General features: G+C 57.7%; 22 protein-coding genes. 14 read left to right on the plus strand and 8 right to left on the minus strand.

Translation table 11 applies throughout. The features are described from left to right. Window positions 1-323 precede the first annotated feature (323 nt). Window positions 324-962 (minus strand): peroxiredoxin, encoded by a 639-nt coding sequence (locus HY29_RS17540; protein ID WP_034799684.1) that lies wholly within the window; start codon window positions 960-962, stop codon window positions 324-326. Between the two features lie 127 nt (window positions 963-1,089). Between HY29_RS17540 and HY29_RS17545 the strand changes: the two genes are divergently transcribed. Continuing rightward, window positions 1,090-1,620, plus strand: coding sequence for a SixA phosphatase family protein (locus tag HY29_RS17545; protein WP_051601756.1), 531 nt, complete (start codon window positions 1,090-1,092; stop codon window positions 1,618-1,620). A 99-nt stretch (window positions 1,621-1,719) separates the two neighbouring features. Here HY29_RS17545 and HY29_RS17550 read toward each other — a convergent pair whose 3' ends face one another. The 3 genes from HY29_RS17550 to HY29_RS17560 all read right to left on the minus strand — a co-directional run bounded on the left by HY29_RS17550 (window position 1,720) and on the right by HY29_RS17560 (window position 4,154). Beyond that, window positions 1,720-2,028: a UrcA family protein gene (locus HY29_RS17550; protein WP_034799688.1), complete on the minus strand. Its 309-nt coding sequence runs from the start codon at window positions 2,026-2,028 to the stop codon at window positions 1,720-1,722. Window positions 2,029-2,145: 117 nt separating this feature from the next. Continuing rightward, a complete protein-coding gene (locus tag HY29_RS17555; RefSeq protein ID WP_034799691.1) occupies window positions 2,146-2,328 on the minus strand; it encodes a hypothetical protein in 183 nt (60 codons plus the stop codon). A gap of 269 nt (window positions 2,329-2,597) precedes the next feature. After that, window positions 2,598-4,154: an FAD-binding domain-containing protein gene (locus tag HY29_RS17560; RefSeq protein WP_162176761.1), complete on the minus strand. Its 1,557-nt coding sequence runs from the start codon at window positions 4,152-4,154 to the stop codon at window positions 2,598-2,600. A 128-nt stretch (window positions 4,155-4,282) separates the two neighbouring features. Between HY29_RS17560 and HY29_RS17565 the strand changes: the two genes are divergently transcribed. The 4 genes from HY29_RS17565 to HY29_RS17580 all read left to right on the plus strand — a co-directional run bounded on the left by HY29_RS17565 (window position 4,283) and on the right by HY29_RS17580 (window position 8,501). After that, complete coding sequence (locus HY29_RS17565; RefSeq protein ID WP_051601759.1) at window positions 4,283-5,704, plus strand: glycosyltransferase family 2 protein; 1,422 nt, start codon at window positions 4,283-4,285, stop codon at window positions 5,702-5,704. A 123-nt stretch (window positions 5,705-5,827) separates the two neighbouring features. Then, entirely contained in the window at window positions 5,828-7,042 is a 1,215-nt protein-coding gene (locus HY29_RS17570) for an acyl-CoA dehydrogenase family protein (RefSeq protein WP_034799693.1), read from the plus strand. 2 nt (window positions 7,043-7,044) lie between these two features. After that, on the plus strand, window positions 7,045-7,368 hold the full coding sequence (locus HY29_RS17575) for a hypothetical protein (RefSeq protein WP_034799695.1): 324 nt from the start codon (window positions 7,045-7,047) through the stop codon (window positions 7,366-7,368). Next, window positions 7,365-8,501, plus strand: a complete 1,137-nt coding sequence (locus tag HY29_RS17580) for an acyl-CoA dehydrogenase family protein (protein WP_034799697.1) — start codon at window positions 7,365-7,367, stop codon at window positions 8,499-8,501. The genes HY29_RS17575 and HY29_RS17580 overlap by 4 nt, the downstream gene beginning before the upstream one ends. Before the next feature lie 73 nt (window positions 8,502-8,574). On the opposite strand, the gene HY29_RS17585 is transcribed toward HY29_RS17580, so the two are convergent. Beyond that, window positions 8,575-8,901: a DUF2853 family protein gene (locus HY29_RS17585; protein ID WP_034799840.1), complete on the minus strand. Its 327-nt coding sequence runs from the start codon at window positions 8,899-8,901 to the stop codon at window positions 8,575-8,577. A 25-nt stretch (window positions 8,902-8,926) separates the two neighbouring features. On the opposite strand from HY29_RS17585, the gene HY29_RS19470 reads away from it, so the two are divergent. The 9 genes from HY29_RS19470 to HY29_RS17630 all read left to right on the plus strand — a co-directional run bounded on the left by HY29_RS19470 (window position 8,927) and on the right by HY29_RS17630 (window position 18,345). Further along, on the plus strand, window positions 8,927-9,232 hold the full coding sequence (locus tag HY29_RS19470) for a hypothetical protein (RefSeq protein ID WP_162176760.1): 306 nt from the start codon (window positions 8,927-8,929) through the stop codon (window positions 9,230-9,232). A 238-nt stretch (window positions 9,233-9,470) separates the two neighbouring features. Continuing rightward, window positions 9,471-10,292 carry a lipoprotein N-acyltransferase Lnb domain-containing protein gene (locus HY29_RS17595; RefSeq protein WP_081811492.1) on the plus strand — a complete coding sequence of 274 codons (822 nt, stop codon included), beginning with the start codon at window positions 9,471-9,473 and terminating at the stop codon, window positions 10,290-10,292. Window positions 10,293-10,420: 128 nt separating this feature from the next. After that, window positions 10,421-11,815: an alpha,alpha-trehalose-phosphate synthase (UDP-forming) gene (locus HY29_RS17600; protein WP_034799703.1), complete on the plus strand. Its 1,395-nt coding sequence runs from the start codon at window positions 10,421-10,423 to the stop codon at window positions 11,813-11,815. Next, window positions 11,812-12,540, plus strand: coding sequence for a trehalose-phosphatase (gene otsB, locus HY29_RS17605; RefSeq protein ID WP_034799705.1), 729 nt, complete (start codon window positions 11,812-11,814; stop codon window positions 12,538-12,540). Before HY29_RS17600 ends, otsB begins: the two co-directional genes overlap by 4 nt. Before the next feature lie 2 nt (window positions 12,541-12,542). After that, complete coding sequence (locus HY29_RS17610) at window positions 12,543-14,309, plus strand: glycoside hydrolase family 15 protein (protein ID WP_034799707.1); 1,767 nt, start codon at window positions 12,543-12,545, stop codon at window positions 14,307-14,309. 90 nt (window positions 14,310-14,399) lie between these two features. Then, window positions 14,400-15,830: a circularly permuted type 2 ATP-grasp protein gene (locus HY29_RS17615; protein WP_034799709.1), complete on the plus strand. Its 1,431-nt coding sequence runs from the start codon at window positions 14,400-14,402 to the stop codon at window positions 15,828-15,830. 3 nt (window positions 15,831-15,833) lie between these two features. Next, window positions 15,834-16,775 carry an alpha-E domain-containing protein gene (locus tag HY29_RS17620; protein WP_034799711.1) on the plus strand — a complete coding sequence of 314 codons (942 nt, stop codon included), beginning with the start codon at window positions 15,834-15,836 and terminating at the stop codon, window positions 16,773-16,775. Window positions 16,776-16,779: 4 nt separating this feature from the next. Beyond that, a complete protein-coding gene (locus HY29_RS17625; RefSeq protein ID WP_034799713.1) occupies window positions 16,780-17,580 on the plus strand; it encodes a transglutaminase family protein in 801 nt (266 codons plus the stop codon). Window positions 17,581-17,613: 33 nt separating this feature from the next. Further along, window positions 17,614-18,345, plus strand: coding sequence for a proteasome-type protease (locus HY29_RS17630; protein ID WP_034799716.1), 732 nt, complete (start codon window positions 17,614-17,616; stop codon window positions 18,343-18,345). Between the two features lie 7 nt (window positions 18,346-18,352). Here HY29_RS17630 and HY29_RS17635 read toward each other — a convergent pair whose 3' ends face one another. The 3 genes from HY29_RS17635 to HY29_RS17645 are packed head-to-tail and all read right to left on the minus strand — an operon-like array spanning window position 18,353 to window position 21,361. Then, entirely contained in the window at window positions 18,353-19,312 is a 960-nt protein-coding gene (locus HY29_RS17635) for an alpha-L-glutamate ligase-like protein (RefSeq protein ID WP_034799717.1), read from the minus strand. Next, a complete protein-coding gene (locus HY29_RS17640) occupies window positions 19,309-20,841 on the minus strand; it encodes a UUP1 family membrane protein (protein WP_051601763.1) in 1,533 nt (510 codons plus the stop codon). The genes HY29_RS17635 and HY29_RS17640 overlap by 4 nt, the downstream gene beginning before the upstream one ends. Continuing rightward, window positions 20,834-21,361, minus strand: coding sequence for an ATP-dependent zinc protease family protein (locus tag HY29_RS17645; protein WP_155838419.1), 528 nt, complete (start codon window positions 21,359-21,361; stop codon window positions 20,834-20,836). The genes HY29_RS17640 and HY29_RS17645 overlap by 8 nt, the downstream gene beginning before the upstream one ends. Window positions 21,362-21,411: the final 50 nt, after the last annotated feature.

A 21,411-nucleotide genomic window follows, 5' to 3' on the forward strand; every position in this document is an offset into this window, starting at 1 on the left:
GGATACCCGGATGGTTGCGGCCAGTCCGGATTTAGGTGCTGCCGGACAGGCAAGACCAAATTCGAAACCAGTTTCCAGATGGAGACACCGCATGACCCCCCTCTAACTCCCCCCTTTCAGGGGGGAGAATGCCCCTCAAGCAAGGCGGCTGCTGTCAGCGTCCCTCCCCCTGAAAGGGGGAGGACAGGTGGGGGTCATACCGGAATTGCCACCAAAGGCGGTGGGGGTGAGGGGCATGTTCCGGTATGACAGAGACGGCCGCGCACAAAAAAACTCCCCCTTCCAGGAAGGGGGAGTTCTGTCGGCTCTTCAACTCATGCCGTTTATTTGTTCGGCTGCGGAGTATAGCGCAGATAGGGCTTCACTTCCGTATGGCCTTTCGGGAACAGCTTCTTGATCTCTTCCGGATCGGTCAGGGACGGCACAATGATCACGTCCTCGCCATCCTGCCAGTTGACCGGCGTTGCCACCTTGTGCCCGTCTGTCAGTTGCAGACTGTCGATCAGGCGCAGGATCTCGTCAAAGTTCCGGCCGGCGCTCGGCGGATAGATGATCGAGGCGCGGATCTTCTTGTTCGGGTCGATCACATAGACGGCGCGAACCGTGACTTTCGGGTCGGCGTTCGGGTGGATCATATTGTACAGCGTCGCCACTTCGCGCTTCGGGTCTGCGATGATCGGAAACTGGACGCTGGTATTCTGCGTCTCTTCAATATCCCTGATCCAGCCCTTGTGGTCCTCAACACTGTCGACCGAGATGACCAGCGCTTTCGCGCCGCGCTTGGCAAACTCGTCCTTCAGCTTTGCTGTATAGCCGAGTTCGGTGGTGCAGACGGGCGTGAAGTCTGCCGGGTGGGAGAAGAAGACAACCCAGTCATCCCCCGCCCATTCGTGGAAGTGGATGGGGCCTTGTGTTGTCTCTGCTTCGAAGTCTGGGGCGACATCGCCAATAAGAAGGCTCATAATGGCTTACTCCTGTCTCTTGATTTCTGCCTTAGAAATGGTGCCTAAGAGGGAGTAGACCAATGTGCGACATCTCAAGGTGTCGATCAGATTTTCTAATACCCCCTCCCGGGAAGAAGGAAGCGGAATGAAACGCCTGATCCTGATGCGGCATGCCAAGACAGAGCCCTGGGGCGAAGGGGTGGATGATTTCGCCCGGGCCTTGACCGAGCGCGGCAAGGAAGATGCCAAGCGCATGGCGGAGGAACTGGTCGGCATGGGGTGGAGCCCGGAGCGCATCCTGGTCTCCACGGCCCGCCGGGCGCGGGAAACCTGTTCGGAAGTTGCCAAGGTGGTGGAAGGCGAAAAAGTGCGGCCCATGGAGTCGCTCTACCTCTCAGGCGTACGCGGCCTGGTAGACGCTGTGGCACAGAATGACGGCGCCGGCACCCTCATGGTGATCGGACACAATCCGGGCCTGCATGATTTTTCGATGGAAATCCTGCGTGAGGGCGGCAGTCTCGACCATCAGGACGCCCGGCGTGTGGTGGAGAAATTCCCAACCAGTTGCTGCGCTTTGTTCGAGGCTGATGAGAATGGCGCTTTTGTGCCCGTTCATTTCCGCCTGGCAGGCGTGTTGCGGGCAAAGGATTACCGCGAGGCCGACGCCAGCTCATAAAAGAAACCGCCCTGCTGGGGGGCAGGGCGGCTCAGAATCCTCATCCGGGACAGGTCTTCAGGAGAGGCAGGGGCCGGTCCCGGTGAGAGATTTGGAGGCCTATTTGCTCTCGCGGTAGGCTTCGGTGAAGTTCTCGTTATCGACGTATGCGACAACTTTCTTCATCATGTTTTGCTCGCAGAGCATCGAAGCGTAGCGCTTTTGGCCCAGATTGAAGACAGACTGTTTCGCAGCGCATTCTTCAGCAACTTGCTCGCTGACTTTGTCGAACTCTGCTTTTGCACCTTCAGTGGTTTCCAGTTGGGCGCGGTTCAGATCGATTTCCATGGTGAACTCGTCGGAAGCGGCATAGGCCGGAGCAGAGATAGCAGCAGCGGCGATGGCGATGGCGGTGATCGTGCGGATCATGACAGGTATCCTTCTTGTGAAATATTTGAGTGATTAGAAAAAAAGAGTGGGGTGAAAGTCCGGCGCTGCGGGGTGGCAGGGGAGACCAGAGGCTCGCAGCGCCGGTAAGGAGGCCGGTTAGTGGGCTTCGCGGCGGGCGAAGCGGCGGCGGCGACGAACCAGCAGGTTTTGGCGAACCTCCGCTGTGACATCATTTGCCGGCCGGCTCCGGAGGGTTGCCTCGCCGGTGAACATGGCCATGGCCATTACACCTGCTGGGGCGGCGGTTTCGATGTCACTCTGACGGGCGCGGGGGATCATGATTTTAATTCCTTCTAGCTGGTTGGTTGATGTCCTTGGCAAGTCATCTCTGCCGCCGACACAAACAATCTAGGTCAGGAATTATCGAAAATCAATAACTTTTTATCGAAAAATGATAAATACCAGTCTTTTCAAGGCGCTGGAGTTTGTTGAATATCGATATGGTGCCATATGGCAAGGGATCAAGACCAATTAAATCGACGTCATAACAAAAAAATGAGCCGGAAATTCCGGCTCATTCTGGCTGCAGACAGGTTCTGAGACCGATTCTAGAGATCCAGACTCATTTGAAGGGGGGCTGATTTTGGAGGGGGGCGGTGCAGGCGAGAGCTGGGCCGAGGAGATGGGGGAGGCCGGAAAGACCGCCCAGGAGGCTCTGCCTTCAGGATCGGATTGGCTGACTTTACCCGCGCCGCTTTAGGGGAAAACCGGCTGCGTGCTTCGCGGGCAGCGGCCATATGATCCACCATACGCATGGGATAGGTCTGGCCCAGAACGATACCCGCCTCTGCGAGTTCGGATTTGGGAGCATCCCAAGGGGCATGAATATGCCTGTCAGACAAAGCCGCAAGTTCTGGCAACCAGCGACGGATGAAAATACCCTCCGGGTCCAGGGTAAGAGACTGGCGGACAGGATTTGGAACATAGGCGCCCTTGTCGGGAGCGATTCCGGGAAGTTTGCGGGCCTGTGCATAAAAAGAGGCTGGATCAAAATCGACGCAGAGCCTGGCCAGCTGCCGTGCAGGCTCTTCCGGATGAAGCCAGAGATGTGCTGAGTTAAAGGAAAGCAGCAGACCCATAAGGCTTGGTTCCAGCCTGCCAGTCTCCCGCAGGCATCTCATGCTGGCGTCCAGAAGGGGGAAGCCTGTTCGGGCATGTAACACGGTTTCCAAATGGGCGTTTCCGGCCCCGGTCTTCTGGCGATCATGAGTATCGACGGGCAGAAAATGGCGCTGCCCGCTTACGCTTGTGCGTTCAAGGGCAGCCTGAACATCCAGGCTGCGCTGCTGAAGCGTATCCGCATAGGCTGACAGGGACATGGCAAAAACAGTGTCACCATCTTCCAGCAGGGCGTGGCGGCTTTTTGCTATACCCTGCCAGATCTCTCTGGCGGACAGTGTGCCAAAGGCGAGATGGGCGGATAGATCAGGATCAGAGAACATGCGCTGAGAGGCAGACAGGTTCGGTTTGCCATAGTCTCTGCCGCCACCTGACAGGAAACGTCTCAATTTGAGGACGGCCTGCATTCTGCCTCCAGCCGAGCGGTCAGGGCAGGCATCTGCAGCAAGGCCGAAATCTTCTGCATCTGGCCAGTCTTCCGATTTGACGCCATGAGCAGACAGCGTCTCCGGTGCTGCCACACGCTTATTCTGCATGCTGGCTTCCCAAAGCGCCTGCCAATTGTCTTTCCGGGTTGCACTGGCAGGCATGCCAGGTGGAGTTTGAATGCGTAGGGGAATGCCCGCCTTCAGCGCCCAGGCCTGAACCTGGCGATCCCGGGCAAGTTCTGCTTCACGCCCGGTTACGGCGTGTGCGTGAATGGCGGCGATGCCGTGATCACGATGAAGCTGTGAGAAGACCTCCGCAGCGGGGCCAGTGCGCAGGCACAGCGAGCTGCCGCGTTTGCGCAGGGCGCTGTCGAGATCAGCAAGGCTCTCAAGTAGAAAGTCAAACTGCCGTGCGGACGTCTCCTGCGGAGACCATATATTGGGTTCAAAGATGTAGAGCGGCAAGACGGGGCCGGATCCTGCGCTGGCCGCGGCCAGGGCGGGATGATCATGCAGGCGCAAATCGCGCTGAAGCCAGATGACCTGTAGATCGCTCATGGAACAAATATAGAACATCGTTCTGTGCTTGTCCAGTTTTATTGAGAAATACGCATTTCGTTACGGTTTCGAAACAAATTCAACTCCTGGTTTCTTGAGCCCTGTTCTTTTTCAGCTTTCTTGGAAGAATGGGTGCTGATGGATATGACATGCTGGAGCCGGAACGGCTTCGCATCAGAGAGGGGCTGGCTGAACCGCGACCTGACAGTGCGCGGGCGCATGAGGCTGCCAATGGGTTTCCGGACCGCTTTGCGGACATGTCGGCAAGGTCAGGCCTGACAGGCTGGCAACGCCAGACCGCGCGCCAGATTTTCTGCGTTCTCGGAATAGGGGGGCTGGTCGCGCCGGGGCTTGTCTGGAACGGTCTTGGCTTGGCAGGGCTTGTCCTGTTCTGCGCGATCCTGTTCTACCGTTTTGCACTTGTCCTTTATGGCCGCGGCCGGCAGCCCGAGGCGGAGTATGCCTCATCGGCGGAGTTCCTGCCGGTCTACACCCTTCTGATCGCATTGAAGGATGAAGCGGCGGTTGTTCCACAACTTGCCCGGCAAATTTGTGGGTTTAACTATCCGCAGGATCGGCTGGATGTGAAATTGCTGATCGAAACGGGCGATGAGTCTACACGTGATGCGATCAGAGCGCAGGTCTGGCCAGACGGCACAGAGCTGTTGGTGCTGCCGCCAGGCATGCCGCGCACGAAACCGCGCGCGCTCAACTATGGACTGTCGCGTGCCCGAGGCACTTTCGTTACCGTCTATGATGCGGAAGATCGGCCAAGCCCTGTGCAATTGATCGCAGCGGTTAGCCAATTCAGCCGCGAGCCATCGCTTGCCTGTGTGCAAGCGCCGCTTGTGGGCATGCCCAAGACGCAGGCCTGGTTGGCGCAGCACTGGGCGCTGGAATATGCGATCCAGTTCAACCGCATAATGCCAGCGCTGGCGCGCCTGGGCGCCCCGATTGCGTTGGGCGGCACCAGCAATCATTTCCGCCGGTCCGCACTGGAAGAGGTTGGCGGATGGGATGCGTGGAATGTGACGGAAGATGCAGACCTTGGCCTGAGATTTGCGCGTCAGGGCATGAGGGTCGGGGTCATCACGCCGCCGACGCTTGAGGCGCCGCCGGAGAGATTTCATATCTGGCAGGGCCAGCGGTCGCGGTGGCTGAAGGGCTTCCTGCAGACCTGGCTGGTGCTGATGCGCCGCCCGGTCTCAGCTGTTCGCGAGATGGGCCTTGCGGGCTTTATCTCGATGCAGCTGACATTGGGGGCCTCCATACTGTCTGCCTTCACGCATTTGCCATGGTTGATCTGGTGCCTGATCTGTGTTGCCAGCCCGGCGTTGAATCTGGGGCCGCTCAGTTGGTCCATTCTGGTGGCGACTTATGGCATGGGAGCAGTCTCTGCCTGGCTGGTTCCTCGCGGTGTTATGCGGGTGCGGTTTGTCGATGTGCTCACATTGCCGCTCTATTGGCCGCTGCAGTCCGTCGCCATGGCGCGCGCGGTCTACAGCCTGATCAAAACACCCCATTACTGGGTCAAGACACCCCATGAATAGCCCGTCGCGTATAAGGGTTTGGACTGTAAAACCGGGTCTTTATGTCGTAGGGTTAGCGCTTGGCGGGACTGGATCCTGGGCCTAAGGTCCAAGGGTGTTCCGACGCCTCTTCAGGAGACCGCTATGGCTTATGATGAATCTGTTGATCTGGAGCAATTCCGTGCCGAGACGCGTGAATGGCTTGAGAAAAACTGCCCCCCTTCAATGCGCACCCCCATGAAAGATGACGAAGTCGTCTGGGGCGGCAAGCGCGAGACCTTCAAGAACCCAGATTCCAAGGTCTGGCTTGAAAGAATGGCCGAGAAGGGCTGGACGGCCCCGCAATGGCCGAAGAAGTATGGCGGGGGTGGCCTCAGCCCGGCGCAAGCCCGCGTGCTGCAGCAGGAAATGAGCCGCATCAAGGCGCGCCAGCCGCTGTTCTCTTTCGGCCTCTGGATGTTTGGTCCTGCGCTGCTGGAGTTTGGCAATGAAGAGCAGAAGATGCGCTTCATTCCGGATATCGTCCATGGCCGCACGCGCTGGTGCCAGGGCTATTCCGAGCCGGGCGCGGGCTCTGACCTCGCTGACCTGCAGACGCGCTGTGAAGACAAGGGCGATCATTATCTGATCAATGGTCAGAAGGTTTGGACGTCTTACGCCGACAAGGCCGACTGGATCTTCTGCCTCGTGCGGACTGACACCAGCGTGAAGCATGAAGGCATCAGCTTCATCCTGTTCGACATGGAAAGCGAAGGCGTCGAAGCGCGCCCGATCAAACTGATATCCGGTGAAAGCCCGTTCTGCGAAACCTTCTTCAATGATGTGAAGGTGCCAAAAGACCAATTGGTCGGAGAAGTGAATGGCGGCTGGCAAATTGCCAAACGCCTGTTGCAGTTCGAGCGCTCGTCCATTTCGGCCGGCGGCTTTGGTGGCACGGGGGGCTCCGGCATTCTGGGGCCGGAAGACTATGCCAAGCAGCATATCGGCACCGATAGCGATGGCCGTCTGCTGGACGGGGATCTGCGCGGCCGCATTACAGACCACAAGATGTATGCCAAGGCATTCAGCCTGACCGTTCAGCGTCAGGCCGAACAGGCAAAGGCGGGCCAGGCGGTCAGCCACACGGCATCCATCCTGAAATATGGCGCTGCCAAGATGAATCAGGATCGCCACGAATTGCTGATTGAAGCGCTGGGTACGGAAGGTCTCGGCTGGCAGGGTGAAGGCTTTGACCCGGCTGCCAAGAAGGTCACGCGTCAGTGGCTACGCTCGAAGGGCAACTCGATTGAGGGTGGCACCAGCGAGATCAACCTCAATGTCATTTCAAAACGCGTTCTGGGTTTGAAAGACCACAAATAGCCATGTCGCCCGCGCACGCTTCTCTCATCTATCTGGGGCTGCCCTTTCTGGCAGGGTTTGCCGTTCCCTTCTTCCGGGGACGGCCCCTGTTTCAGTACAGCCTCTGGATTGCGGCCTCTGCTTTCACCATCAGCCTCACTTTCCTGTGGGTGAGTGGGGCAGGGGGCCGTGCAGACATGATTGATCCGCTGACTGTGACGGCTGCGATTGCCTTCTGGGCGATTGCCGGTCTGGTAGGGGTCCTCGTTGGCCGGGAAGCTGCTGCGGTGCGTCGTGACGCCAAGAACACAATAGAAAAACGTAAGGCTTCGGAGATATTCAGATGACATTCCTTCTGACAGAAGACCAGGAAATGCTGCGGGAAACCGCGATGACTTTCGCGCGTGACGAACTGCCGATCACGCATCTGCGCAAACTGCGCAATAGCGGCGCAAACGGGGTGGACCCGGAAACCCGCCAAAAGCTGGCAGAGCTCGGCTTCTTTGGCGTGATCATTCCGGATGAGCCAGGCGGTGAACATTTCGGGCTGGTCGGTCTGGGCCAGATTCTGGAAGCGCAAGGCCGCACGCTGGCCGCCACGCCGGTGATGCAGACCGCGCTGATCGCGGCGAGCGCCTTGCAGCTGGGTGGCAGCCCGGCGCAGCAGGCTGAATGGCTGCCCAAGATTGCAGGCGGCGAGACCACGTTCGCACTGGCCATGGACGAGAGCGCTCACTTCAACCCGCTAGGTGTTGCCACCGAAGCGGAGCGCAATGGCCAAGGCTACACGCTGAACGGCATGAAGCGCTATGTGCCGGATGCGCATCATGCAGACATGCTGATCGTCGTGGCACGCACCTTTGGTGAGGCAGGCGACCGTCACGGCCTCAGCCTGTTCCTGGTGCCGGCTGATGCGAAGGGTGTTTCCATTCAGGCGCTGAATACGGTCGACTCCCATGGCGCGGCACATGTGACACTGGAAGATGTGATGGTGCCGGAAGACGCATTGATTGGCGCCGCCGATCAGGGCGCTGATGTGTTGGAGCCGGTGCTGGACCGCGCCGCCATTGGCCAGGCCGCCGAAATGCTGGGCAGTGCCCAGGCTGCGTTCGAGATGACGCTGGAATATCTGCAGAACCGCAAACAGTTCGGGCAGTTGATCGGCTCGTTCCAGGGGCTGCAGCATCGTGCTGCGAAAATGTTCACCGAGCTTGAGATGACGCGGTCCTGTGTCGCCGCCGCACTGTCGGCTGTCGATGAAGGCAAGGACAATGTCGCCGAACTGGCCAGCATCGCAAAGGCCCGCGCCAGCGAGCTGGTGCACCTCGTCTCAAACGAGTGCGTACAGATGCATGGTGGTATCGGTATGACCGATGAGGCCGATCCGGGCCTGTACATGAAGCGGGCCCGCGTGCAGGAAGCCATGTACGGCTCTGCCAGCTGGCACCGAGACCGGTACGCTCGCCTGAGCGGGTATTGATCGGAAATTATTCCGGGTAAAGAAAAAGCCGGGAAGACATTGTCTTCCCGGCTTTCCTGTATCTGGTGGGCGCTTAGCCTTTCAGCACGGACCCTTTCTTCAGGGCCTTGGCGATAAGGTAGTACATGACCGGGCGGTGCTTAGCGCGCACGGACTTGCCATATTTTGCAACGGCATCCGCGATAGCGGCATCGGCTTTTGCCTCATCCGTAACGCCGAGCTTCTTCGCAATGAAGCCCTTCTTGACGCGGGCCAATTCTTCCTTGTCCGAGGCGGCAACAGTGGCCGTATCAGATTTGTAGATGGTTGGGCCGCAGGCTTTGACCGCTGCGTCGAGCAGGGCCATGTCGGAACGGGTTTCACCAACCTTCTCTTTCAGATCGGAGATATACTTCTCCATCAGGACTTCTTTGGGAGAAGGCGCCTTGGCTGGCTTTGCGAGTTTCGGTGCTGCGGACTTCTTCGGCGCAGCGGCTTTTTTGGCTTTGGTTGCTTTTGCCATGGGAGGGTCTCCTCAATGGGCCCGGCGGACGGGCGTGATTTTCATTTACGCAGCTAACTATACGAATCAATTTGAAACGCGCCCGCACATTGCCTTGTTTTTCCACAGGGCGCCAACCCTTTTTATTCGGATGGTCTGTATTGCAAAGTATCAGTATAAAGATGATATGCTTGATCTTTGCATTTGCATGTCTCTTGCAGGCCTTGTTTTCACCGTTGTCATTGATTGACCTCGGCTGCCAGGTGCCTCAAAGCATCTTGCGGCAAAACAATGAAGGACAAGGCTGATATGTTCCGGCATGTGCCCTGTACACTCATCAGTGTAATTGCAGTTATCTGCGTTTCCTTCTGGAGCGCGTGCATAAGACTAGTCCGTCTGGATATGCGGGCAGGATTTGCGTTCATGTTGGAGGCTGGTGTCATGGCGCGTGCGTATGCCTTCTTACCGAAGAGGCTGAAGGTAGCAGAATGAAAACTATGGCGGTTCTGTTGGCGCTGGCCTGCGCGGGCCTTGTGTTTGCGATAGCTGTGGTCGCGAAACAGCCGCGGCATGACCGTAACTGGCAGCCGCACCTTTCGCGGCTACCGCGCATTGTTCTGGCGGAGGGCGTTTTCCAGATCGATCCTTACCGGGACTGGTCCTATCCTGCCGGAGGTGAGCCTGTGCAGGCATGGGGTGAACTGCCGCCGCATCGTATCGAAGATGTCCGCAATGCCTGGTTCGTTGTTGAGCCGCACCCCGGCCAGCCCCTTATGGCGCACACTCTGGTGCTGTTTGAATTCGCAGATGGGGACCTGATTGGCCTGACGGTTGAGGCGCGCAAGCAGGCAGGGGAGACATATTCTATTGTTCGCGGTGCGCTGAACGGGTTCGAGCTGATCTATCAGTGGGCGACGCCAAGGGACTTGCTGGCGCGGCGTGCAGTATACCTCAACAAGGAATTGTACCTTTATCCGCTGGTCCTCAGCCAGGAAGAGGTGGAAGCCTATCTCTCTGCATTGCTTCAGCGTAGCCAAGGCATCGAGGCGCATCCGCGTTTCTACAATACGCTGACATCAAATTGCACAAATGAACTGGCCAAGACAGCGGGGCTCGACTGGAATCCTGCTTTCATCCTGACCGGTGGGGCGGCTGCTGCACTTTACAGGATGGGGCGGATCAAGGGGCAGGGGTCTTTCGAGGACGTGCGGCAGTCAGCGCGAATCGATCCGGAGGTTCGCGCATTGGCGGATCTGGCGGATGCCGAGTTTAATGCAAGGCTGCTTTCTGATCGCAAAGGTGGAACCTGATGCGCGCGCGCCTATTACTTGTCCTGTGACTATTAATCAGGCACGTCCGGTGTTTCTGCAGGTGGGCATCTCCGCTTGCTTGGGCTTGGCCGGACTGATGCGCTAGCTATCAGGGGACAGGATGGGCAATGACAGAAGATGATGAAAAACAAGGGTCACGGCTGATTGCCGTGTCCAATCGCACGGCAGCGGGCCAGGAAAGCCGGGCAGGCGGTCTGGCGGTGGCGCTGTGGGATACGCTGGCAGATATGAATGGCTTGTGGATCGGCTGGAGCGGCCGGATCATAGACTATCCCAGCAACCGGGCGAAATCGTCTCATGAGGACGGCGTTGAATTCGCGATAACTGATTATTCGCGCCACCAATATGATGGCTTCTATCTGGGCTATTCGAACAGCGTTCTCTGGCCGGTCATGCATAACCGGATTGATCTGGCCGTATTCGACTCGGAATATTTCCGCTTCTATGTCGAGATCAACGAAAAGTTCTCAGACATTGTGAGGCGCAGGGCGCAGCCGAATGACATGGTCTGGGTCCATGACTACCATTTCCTGCTGTTGGGCGACATGCTGCGGGAAGACGGCTGGAACGGCCGCTGCGGGTTTTTCCTGCACATTCCATTTCCGGCGCCGGAAGTTTTCCGCGCCATTCCGGAACATAGGCGGCTGGCCCTCGGCCTGTGCGCCTATAATGTGGTGGGCCTGCAGTCCGGCAAGGACCTCGCCAATCTGGCCCAGTACCTGGAAGAGGAATTTGGCGCCGAGGAATTGCCGGATGGCCGGTTCCGCGTTGAGGGTAGAACTGTGCGGCTGCTGCATTGCCCGATCGGGATTGATACCGAAGGCTTTGCCCGCGCAGCGCTGGAAGAGCCAGCCAAGAAAGCGGCCCACAGCCTGTCCAAATTCCTGGGCGACCGCGACCTGGTGATCGGCGTTGACCGTATGGACTATTCCAAAGGCCTGCCGCAGCGCTTTGAAGGCATGGCGGAGCTGTTCGACCGCTATCCTGAAGTGCATGGCAAGATATCCTTCACGCAGATCGCGCCGCCGTCGCGCTCTGTTGTGGAAGAGTATGCACATTTGCGCCAACAGCTGGATGCCTTGTCAGGGCGGATCAATGGCGACTATGGGGATCTGGACTGGATTCCCATTCGCTATCTGGCGCGGGGATATGATCGGGAACAGATTGCCGGCCTGTATCGTCTGGCCAAGGCGTGTCTTGTCACGCCGCTTCAGGATGGCATGAATCTGGTTGCGAAGGAATTTGTTGCCGCGCAGGACCCGGAAGATCCTGGCGTTCTAATCCTCTCTCAGTTTGCAGGCGCGGCAGAACAGATGAAGGAGGCCCTGATTATCAATCCGTATGACAGTGCATCCATCGCAGATGCCGTGAAGCGTGCCATAGACATGCCGGTGGAAGAACGCCAGCAACGCTGGCAGAGTTTGTACCGAAACCTTATTGAGCAGGACATCAATTGGTGGCGCGAGAGATTTATGGCTGAGTTTGAGGCGATCCCTGTATGAGCAAGACAGATATGGCGCCGCCTGCGCTGGGACCTGATGTGGCCTTGTTCCTCGATTTCGATGGAACCCTCACGCCGCTGCAGGATGATCCGGATGCGGTGTTTTTGCCGGATGGTATGGATCGCGTGATTCTGGGGCTGGCAGACAAGTTGGAAGGCGCGCTGGCTGTGCTGTCCGGACGTGATCTAACAGATCTGTCCCGCCGGGTTCCGGAGGGGCTCTGGCGGTTTGGCAATCACGGGCTGAGGTCAGCAGAGCCCGGCATGGCTCCGGATGAGAATATTCCTGAGGCGCCGGCCAGTCTGGTCTCGGCCATCCGGGACGCTATTTCTCCTCATGACGGCGTGCGACTTGAAATCAAGGGGCCTGTCCTGGCCATTCATTATCGCGCGGCCCCAGACAAGGGCGACATGCTGACGGATGAATTGACGGGCGTGCTTTCAGGCTTTCAGGATTATTCCCTGCAATCTGGGAAAATGGTTCTCGAAGCCAAACCGAATGGTGCCAATAAGGGCATCTGCCTGGAGCGCGTAATGTCACTTGATAACTTTAAGGGCAGGGTGCCGGTCATGATCGGAGATGACCGAACCGATGAAGACGCCTTTGCGATGGCAGGCAAGCAGGGCGGCTGGTCTGTTAAGGTGGGAGAAGGGGAGACCTGTGCAGACTACAGGCTGCCTGACCATCAGGATGTGATTGCGTATTTGAAGAGAGAATTGGGGTGACCATGAGTCTGGACCTTGGGGTTATCGGCAATGGCACGATTGCCGGCCTGATCAATTCACGTGGGGACTATCAATGGTTCTGCCTACCCAGATTTGACGGGCAGCCGGTGTTCAACCAATTGCTGGGCGGCAATGGCACCTTCAATGTCTGGATGGAAGGCCTGGCAAAGCGTAGCCAGACCTATGATCGCAACACGGCAATCCTGCGTACAAGGATGGAATCTGAAGATGGCGCGATTGTCGAGATTGTCGATTTCGCCCCGAGGTTCGAACACAAGGGGCGCATGTTCCGCCCGGCCAGCATCGTTCGCCGATTTGAAGTGATTGCAGGCTCTCCGCAGCTGCGCATTTCGATGCGGCCGGAAACCGATTGGGGTGGGCGTCAGCTTCGTCCTATTCGCGGTGTCAATCATGTCCGCTTTGTGGATGACGAGTTTGCTTTCCGAGTGACAACGGATGCGCCGGTTTCCTATATTCTCTCTGAAACGACTTTCATTCTTGATCGCGATACGACCTTCATTTTGGGGGCGGATGAATCCCTGACGGATTCCCCCGGTGTGATCGCGCGCGACTGGGAAGAGCGCACGCGGCAATATTGGGCAAAATGGGCACGCGGCCTGGCTGTCCCCTTCGAGTGGCAGGAAGAAGTCATCCGCGCCGCCATCACGTTGAAGCTCTGCGTGTTCGAAGAAACAGGCGGCATCGTGGCCGCACTCACAACCTCTATCCCGGAACATGAGGGATCCTCCCGGAATTGGGACTATCGCTATTGCTGGATCCGGGATGCCTATTTCACTGTGACGGCCCTGAACCGGCTGTCCGGCATGGGGACGCTGGAGCATTATATGCGCTGGGTGCGAAACATCGTGGCGCACTCAAAAGGCGGGCACATACAGCCCGTCTATGGCATCGGTCTGGAAGCAGATCTGTCTGAAGACATGGCACCGCACCTGCCGGGGTTCCGTGGTATGGGGCCTGTCCGGCGCGGCAATCAGGCGGCAGAGCATGTCCAGCATGACGTCTATGGTCAGGTCCTGCTAGGCGTTGCGCAATCCTTCTTTGACAGGCGCCTGCTCTCACAGCCTGGCATAGCCGAATTCGAGCAATTGGAGCCTGTGGGTGAACGCGCCTTTGCGGTTTACGACACGCCCGATGCGGGCATCTGGGAGTTCCGCACCATCGCGCATGTGCACACGTCTTCCGCCATCATGTGTTGGGCGGCGTGTGACAGGCTGGCCCGGATCGCGGAAAGCCTGGGTCTTGAGGCGCGTCAGAAGTATTGGAGCGAGCGCGCGAGCATTATTCATGCGACCATTCTGGAGAAGGCGTGGAACCCGGAGATCGGGGCCTTCACCGCGGCCTTCGGCGGCGAGGACCTGGATGCCTCAGTCCTCCTGATGGCGGAGATTGGTTTCCTGCCAGCTTCCGATGAGCGCTACATTGGCACGGTCAACGCCGTCGACCGCGACTTGCGTGAGGGCAACCATGTCTACCGCTACAAGGTGGAAGATGATTTCGGGAAGCCGAAGACCGCTTTCACAGCCTGCACATTCTGGTTCATTGATGCTCTATATCGTGTTGGTCGGGTGGATGAAGCGCGGGCGATGTTCGAGTCCGTGCTGTCGGCCCGCAACCATGTTGGCCTGTTGTCTGAAGACGTTGATCCGGAGACCGGCGAGCTGTGGGGAAATTATCCGCAAACCTATTGTATGGTCGGAATCATCAATTCTGCCGCTTTATTGAGCAAGCCTTGGGCAGCGGTGACATAAGTCTGCACATTAGTGTACAGCGCAGTTGGCTGAAACGCACCGCGGAATGCTTTGATTGAACCAATCTGACAGCTGTGCGTTGGTGAGTAGATGGCGAGTGATGAAAATTTTTTCGACGAGATGCGCGGGAGGGGGGACGGCGTACGGGCCCCTTATTCTGACTATTGTGCGTGGCTGGAGAACAGAACAGCCAATGCTCTTCTGAAGAAGTCGCGCGACGCGCAGACTTTCTTCCGACGGACCGGCATTACTTTCAATGTTTATGGTGAGACCGAAGCGGACGAACGCCTGATCCCGTTTGACCTTGTTCCGCGTATTATCGGGGCAGGGGAGTGGGCTCAGCTGACCCGCGGTATCGAACAGAGGGTGAAGGCGATCAATGCCTTTCTCTATGATATCTATCACCGTCAGGAAATTGTGCGTGCCGGGCGTATTCCCGAACATCTGATTAGCCAGAATGATGCCTTTCTTCCCCAGATGATTGGCTTCGATCCACCGGGCAGCATCTATACACATATTGTCGGTGTCGACCTTGTTCGCACCGGCCCGAATGAGTTCTTTGTGCTTGAAGACAATGCCCGCACACCCTCTGGTGTCTCCTACATGCTGGAGAACCGGGAAACGATGCTGAAGATGTTTCCCGAGCTTTTCTCCCAGGTGCAGGTAGAGAGAGTTTCCAGTTATCCTATGGCGCTGCGCAAGTCTCTGGAGCGGTCTGCGCCTGCAGCAACCCGCGACCGTCCGACCGTCGCGGTGCTGACCCCGGGCATTCATAATTCCGCCTATTTCGAACACGCTTTTCTGGCGGATGAGATGGGAGTGGAACTGGTTGAGGGGCATGACCTTCATATCGTCGACGGTCGGGTCGCCATGCGCACAACGCAGGGCTATGAGCCGATTGATGTCCTCTATCGCCGCATCGATGATGATTTCCTGGATCCGCTGAATTTTCGGTCTGATTCCATGTTGGGGGTCGCCGGAATTATGGATGCCTACAGAGCCGGCAACATCACGATTGCAAATGCTCCGGGTACGGGCATTGCTGACGACAAGGCGATCTATTCATACATGCCGGACATTGTAGAGTTCTATACGGGGCAGAAGCCCTTGTTGCAGAATGTTCCAACCTGGCGCTGCGCCGAGAAGGATGCGCTCGCTTATGTGCTGGAGCATCTGGAAGAGCTTGTTGTCAAAGAAGTGCACGGCTCTGGCGGATACGGCATGTTGGTTGGGCCGGCCGCCAGCAAGAAAGAGATTGCGGCCTTCCGGCAGAAGCTGAAGGCCAAACCAGCGAATTACATCGCGCAGCCAACACTGGCGCTTTCCACGGTGCCTGTACTGACGCGCGCTGGTTTGTCTCCGCGCCATGTAGACTTGCGGCCCTTTGTTCTGGTGTCGCCGGAGGGCGTTAATGTGACGCCCGGTGGGCTGACCCGAGTGGCCATGAAGAAAGGCTCTCTGGTGGTCAATTCCAGCCAGGGCGGCGGAACTAAAGACACTTGGGTGCTGAAGGGAGACTAGGCCATGCTAGGCAGAACTGCCGCGGGTCTTTTCTGGATGGCCCGATATATGGAAAGAGCGGAGAATACGGCGCGCCTAATTGAGGCAGGTTTCCGTATGGCTTTGACGCGTGCCGAGGCAGGCGAAGAGGAGTGGGGGTCCGTCATTACGGCGGCCGGTTGCCGCGACGCGTATCTGGAAAAGCATGAGACGATACGGGCGGACAAAGTGATTGACTTTGTCCTCAGGGATCGGAGCAATCCGGTTAGTGTCATGGCGACATTGCACACCGCCCGCGAGAATGCGCGGATGACCCGCACAGCCCTGACGCGGGAGATGTGGGAATCCATAAATGACTTCTGGATAACAACAAAGGAGGCGCTGCGCCGTGCGCCGTCGGAGGCCGACTTGCCGGAAGTGCTGAATCTGATCCGCCAGCAAGGGGCGCAGGTGCGGGGAACAACGGCGGGCACCATGCTGCGCAATGACATCTATAACTTCATTTTCCTGGGCGTGATGATTGAGCGGGCCGATAGCACTGCCCGTATTCTGGATGCGAAGTATTATGTCCTTCTGCCGTCCAGCGCATCAGTCGGGTCTTCTCTGGACAATGTGCAGTGGGAAATGATCTTGCGATCTGCTTCTGCAGAGAGGGCATTTCAATGGCTGCATGGCGGCAAGATCACCCCGATGGCGATTGCAGATTTTCTGATATTTGACGCACGTCTTCCACGGTCGCTTGCCTATTGTTATGATACGATCAGTCTTCAGTTAGAGGGGCTGTTCAGTCAGTATGGGCAAAGAATGCCATCACATGATCTGGCAGAGGCTCTGGAGGCGCGGCTGACCGCTACTTCCATCAAGGATGTCTTCCGTGACGGGCTGCATGAATTCCTGACGGACTTCATGGGTCGCAATGGCGCACTGTCTTACCAGATCGTGCAAGACTACAGGTTCATGGAGTGAAGCAATGCGCCTGACTGTAGATCATACAACCACATATACTTATGAGCGCGGTGCGAGTTACGCGCTGCTTCAGGTGCGCAAGCGGCCACAGAATCTGCCGTCGCAATCCATCCTGTCCTGGGATCTGGCTCTCGATGGGGCTCGTAAGGAAGTCAGCTACTCCGATCATCACGGCAATCTTGTTGATCTGGTCTCTCTTGATCCGGGCGCAGAGCGCGTGGCGATCACCTACAGAGGAGAGGTCGAAACGCATGATACTGCGGGGGTGTCTGGGGCGCACAACCAGCTGATCCCACTCTGGCTATATGAGCGGGCAACCAAACTGACCTCGGCGGGGAAAGAAATCCGCGCCTTGGCGGGCCGCTTCCCGGATGCATCTCCCAAGGATGTGAATGTTCTGCACGATCTCATGGCAGCAATCGGCGACGCGATAGCCTATGAGACAGACACGACTGACGCGGAGACCGATGCAGAGGAGGCGCTGAAACAGGGCCGAGGCGTCTGCCAGGACCATGCGCATGTCTTCATCGCAACGGCGCGGTTGCTCGGCTTCCCGACGCGCTATGTCAGTGGCTATCTGATGATGATGGACCGTATCGAGCAAGAGGCCGGCCATGCCTGGGCCGAGGCATGGGTCGACGGGCTCGGTTGGACGGGCTTTGATGTGTCTAACAAGATCTGCCCGGATGCGCGTTATATTCGCGTGGCCACGGGACTCGACTACAGAGACGCCGCGCCCGTGCGAGGCCTGTTATATGGGGCTGAACGGGAAAATCTCGTAGTATCCATTCAAGTACAACAGTAAGATGACAGCTGGTTTTCTGCGGAGGGATTCGGAGTGACGTATTGCGTTGCTTTACGGCTTGATCGTGGCCTTATCTTCATGTCTGACACACGCACGAATGCGGGCGTCGATAATGTCTCAAAGTTTCGCAAGATGTTCACCTGGGAAAAGCCGGGCGAGCGTGTGATCACGATTTTGACGGCAGGGAATTTGGCGACCACCCAAGCGGTGATCAGCCTTCTGGACGAGCGCCTCAAGGCACCCGAGGATCGTAATCCCAGCATCATGGCTGCAACCACCATGTTTCAGGTGGCCAATCTGGTGGGTGATACGCTGAAGGAAGTTATCCGCACGCAAGGGTCTGATGGCCCGGAATCGGAATCCCCCTTTGGGGCGACAATGATTGTTGGCGGACAAATTGCGGGTATCGGCCCGCGTCTTTTCCTGGTCTATCCGGAAGGCAACTTCATCGAAGCCAGCGAAGAGACGCCCTTCTTCCAGGCAGGGGAGACCAAATATGGACGCCCCATTCTGCTGCGCGCCTATAACCCGAAGATGACGTTCGAAGAGGCGATCAAGCTGCTCTACGTGTCCTTCGACTCGACGCTGAAGGCGAATTTGTCTGTTGGGATGCCTCTGGATCTGCAGACTATCGAAACGGATGCGTGCAAGGTTGCGGCCCAGCGCCGTGTGGAAGAGAACGACCCGTACTTTACAACCATCTCCTCACGCTGGGGAGATGCGTTGAAGCTCGCCTTCAATTCCCTGCCGGATTACGAATTCTAGCTCAGACCTAGACGACTTCCGGCACATTCTGGCGGTAAAGTTTGCGGGCAAGCTCAACGCGGGCCAAAGCGTCCATGCCTTCAATGTCTGCTTCCAGGGTTGCATTCAGCAGCGGGCGGATGCCGATCCTGTTCGCAATCTGGATGGCGAGGCCCGGACGGGCGTTCAGTTCCAGAAGCAGGGGACCTTTCCCCTTGTCCAGAACGATATCGGCGCCGAGATAGCCGAGCCCGGTCACATCATAGGCCTTGGCGGCCATTTCCAGCATCGTGTCCCAGTGCGGCACCGAGAAATTCTTCAGTGGGTTCGCCGTGTCCGGGTGAATGTCGGTCGTCTTGCCATTCTGCATCCCGCTCAGCGTCTTGCCTGTGACGAGGTCCAGGCCGACGCCGACGCCGCCCTTGTGGAGGTTGGCCTTGCCGTCTGACTCTGCGGTCGGCAGGCGTACCATCGCCACAGCAGGGATGCCGCGTACAACGATGATCCGGATATCCGGAACGCCGCCGAACGAGATCGGATTGAAGATCTCGTCAAACTTCACGCGGTATTCGAACATGGCCACATCCGGCTGGCCGCTGAGGCTGTACATGCCGGAGAGGATATTGTTCACGTGAAAGCGGATGTCTTCCAGCAGGGCGCGCTGACCATTTGACCGGCGCCACCCGCCGCGCATCGGCTCCATGAGGACCTGGATGCCATTCCCCTGTGAGCCATTGGCCGGCTTGATGACCACACCGTCCGGCTTGTCCAGATAGGATTCCAGATGGCGCATATGAAACGGGTTGGCGATCACGCCATACAGTTCCGGTGTGGGGATACCAGCGGCCATGGCAAGCCGCTTGGTTTCCCGCTTGTCGTCCACCAGACGGATCAGACGGCGCGGATTCAGTTCATTGACGAGGCGCAGATTCCGCTCGTTGATCCCGAGCAATCCGGCACGCCGCAATGCCCGATAGCGCCCAATCATGTGCGCGTATCCAGCTCGCGGAAGCGGATCAGCTCGCTAAGGCGCAGGCCCGTATATTTGCCCGTCAGCAGGCAGATCGCCATGATCACGAGGAGCAGTTCGGGGAAGTTGAACATGAAATATTCAACTGTTGGATTGGTCATCACCAAATAGGCGGCCGACGCAACCAGCAGGCTGCCCACCCCTTGCTTGATGGCATCCGTGGCTGAGTATTCCTCCCACACAATCGACATCCGTTCGATTGTCATCGTCAGGATGACCATCGGGAACAGGGAGATGGAAAGGCCTATGCGCTGCCCTGTATTCGACATCAGCTGCGCCACGACAGCCATACAGATGACAATGAAAACGACCACCGTTGCCAATCGGGGCACAAGCAGCAGTTTGAGTCTCTCAAGATAGAAGCGGACGGCCAAACCCAGAGCAATCAGGGCCGTAAACAGGATGATGCCGTTCAGCAGGGCGGTCTCGCGGAAGGCGATCCCGATCAGCACGGGCATAAAGGTGCCCAGTGTTTGCAGGCCGATGAACTGGCGCAGGAAGACCAGCATCAGAATACCGACGGGAATGGTGACGATCACCTGGTATACGAGCTGTGTCGTAATGGGCAGGCGGCTGAAGCCGAACCATTGCATGGCAGAGCCTTCATCGCGCGCGACGCGCTGCGCGACATCAGCGACGGCAGCATTCACAGGCTCGATGCTGACTTGCAGGTCCAGATCGGAAATGCCCTCCGCGCGGATGAAGTCATCCGTCCCGTGCCAGATCGTGAAGAACTCTTCCGGGTCCAGGCCGGGGAAATAGCGATGGTCAGCGCCATCAGCATAGTATTCCAGCCAATGGTGAATTTCGGCGCGGCGACGGGCCTGGTCCAGATAGACACCATTTGCTACGCGCGCCGGGATGCCCTGCGCCGTCAGCACATCGCGGGCGAGCGCCAACCGGCTGATGGAGGATGGAAGGGTGGGGGAGAGGAGAGCTTCGACCTCGTCTACATCTTCATCCACAAAGATTTCCTGCAGGACGAGATCGGCCAGGGATTCATCATCCGCCGAGCGTCGCCGCAGATCGGTCGACCAGACGAGGAAGGCTTGGCGCTCAAGGTCATTCTCGGTTTCCGGTGCAGCGCGTTGCAGCTTGCGATGCATGCCTTCGGGCAGCGGTGTGCTTTCGGTTTCCCCAACCAGCCTGGCCCGATAGCGCAGCACCTTGCGGTCATTCGGATACCGGTAGGTCCAGATCGCCGTACGGCCTTCAGCGGATTTGTTATCCAGGCGCAGACCGAACGCACCATTATAGAATTGTTCCTGGGAAACCCGTCTGCTCTCACTATTGGAAGGAATGAAGGTTTCCAGCCTGACGGGCTGATTGTTGGTGTCAAAATCCAGATAAATCTCAAAGTCCCACGTCGTGGTGCGCGCACCGGGCGACAGGGGATAGTCGTATCTCACCACTTTCGTGGCAAAGATGCTCAGCCCGATAATTGTCAGCAAAAGGGCGAGCAGACGGGTGTGGGTGAAACTATTCACGGGCGTCTTTTTCGCAGCTGCCTTCGGCAATGAAGGTGGACGCAGAGTCCACTAGAATACGGGAAGCCATGAATTCACGGCCGACGAGAAAGTCATATTCGAAATCCTCCCGGTCTGCGAGGTTGACTTCGGCGAGTCCCTTCACGCCGCCAATGCACAGCGGCAGGTGAATAACGGGACGGCGGATCGTGCCGCCCTTCTTCAACTTGATAAGGGCAAAACGGCGGACGTTCTGATCGTAGCGAACTGTGCGCCCATTCTTTCCGATCAGGCGAAAGCGCACCCAGTCATCCTTGCCGGATTTCTTGTAGATATGTACGTCGCGGGCGAAGACAGAGCTGGAATCTGCCCCCGTATCCAGCTTGCCCTTCATTTCCAGGTCCAATTTACCGACATAGACATTCTCGACATATCCCATGACGGCGGAATCGCTGGTGCGGTCATCGCTGTCGGCATTCGCGGCAGTGGCCGTCATGGATGCGAGGGCCGCTGCAGCCAAGAGATGTTTCAAGTTCTTCACGCAGGCGTTTCCTTGTTACCTTGGTGTTCCGTTGATGCGGCTTTTCCCGG

This window comes from Hyphomonas beringensis, from assembly GCF_000682755.1.
In the GTDB taxonomy this organism is placed as follows: Bacteria; Pseudomonadota; Alphaproteobacteria; order Caulobacterales; family Hyphomonadaceae; genus Hyphomonas; species Hyphomonas beringensis.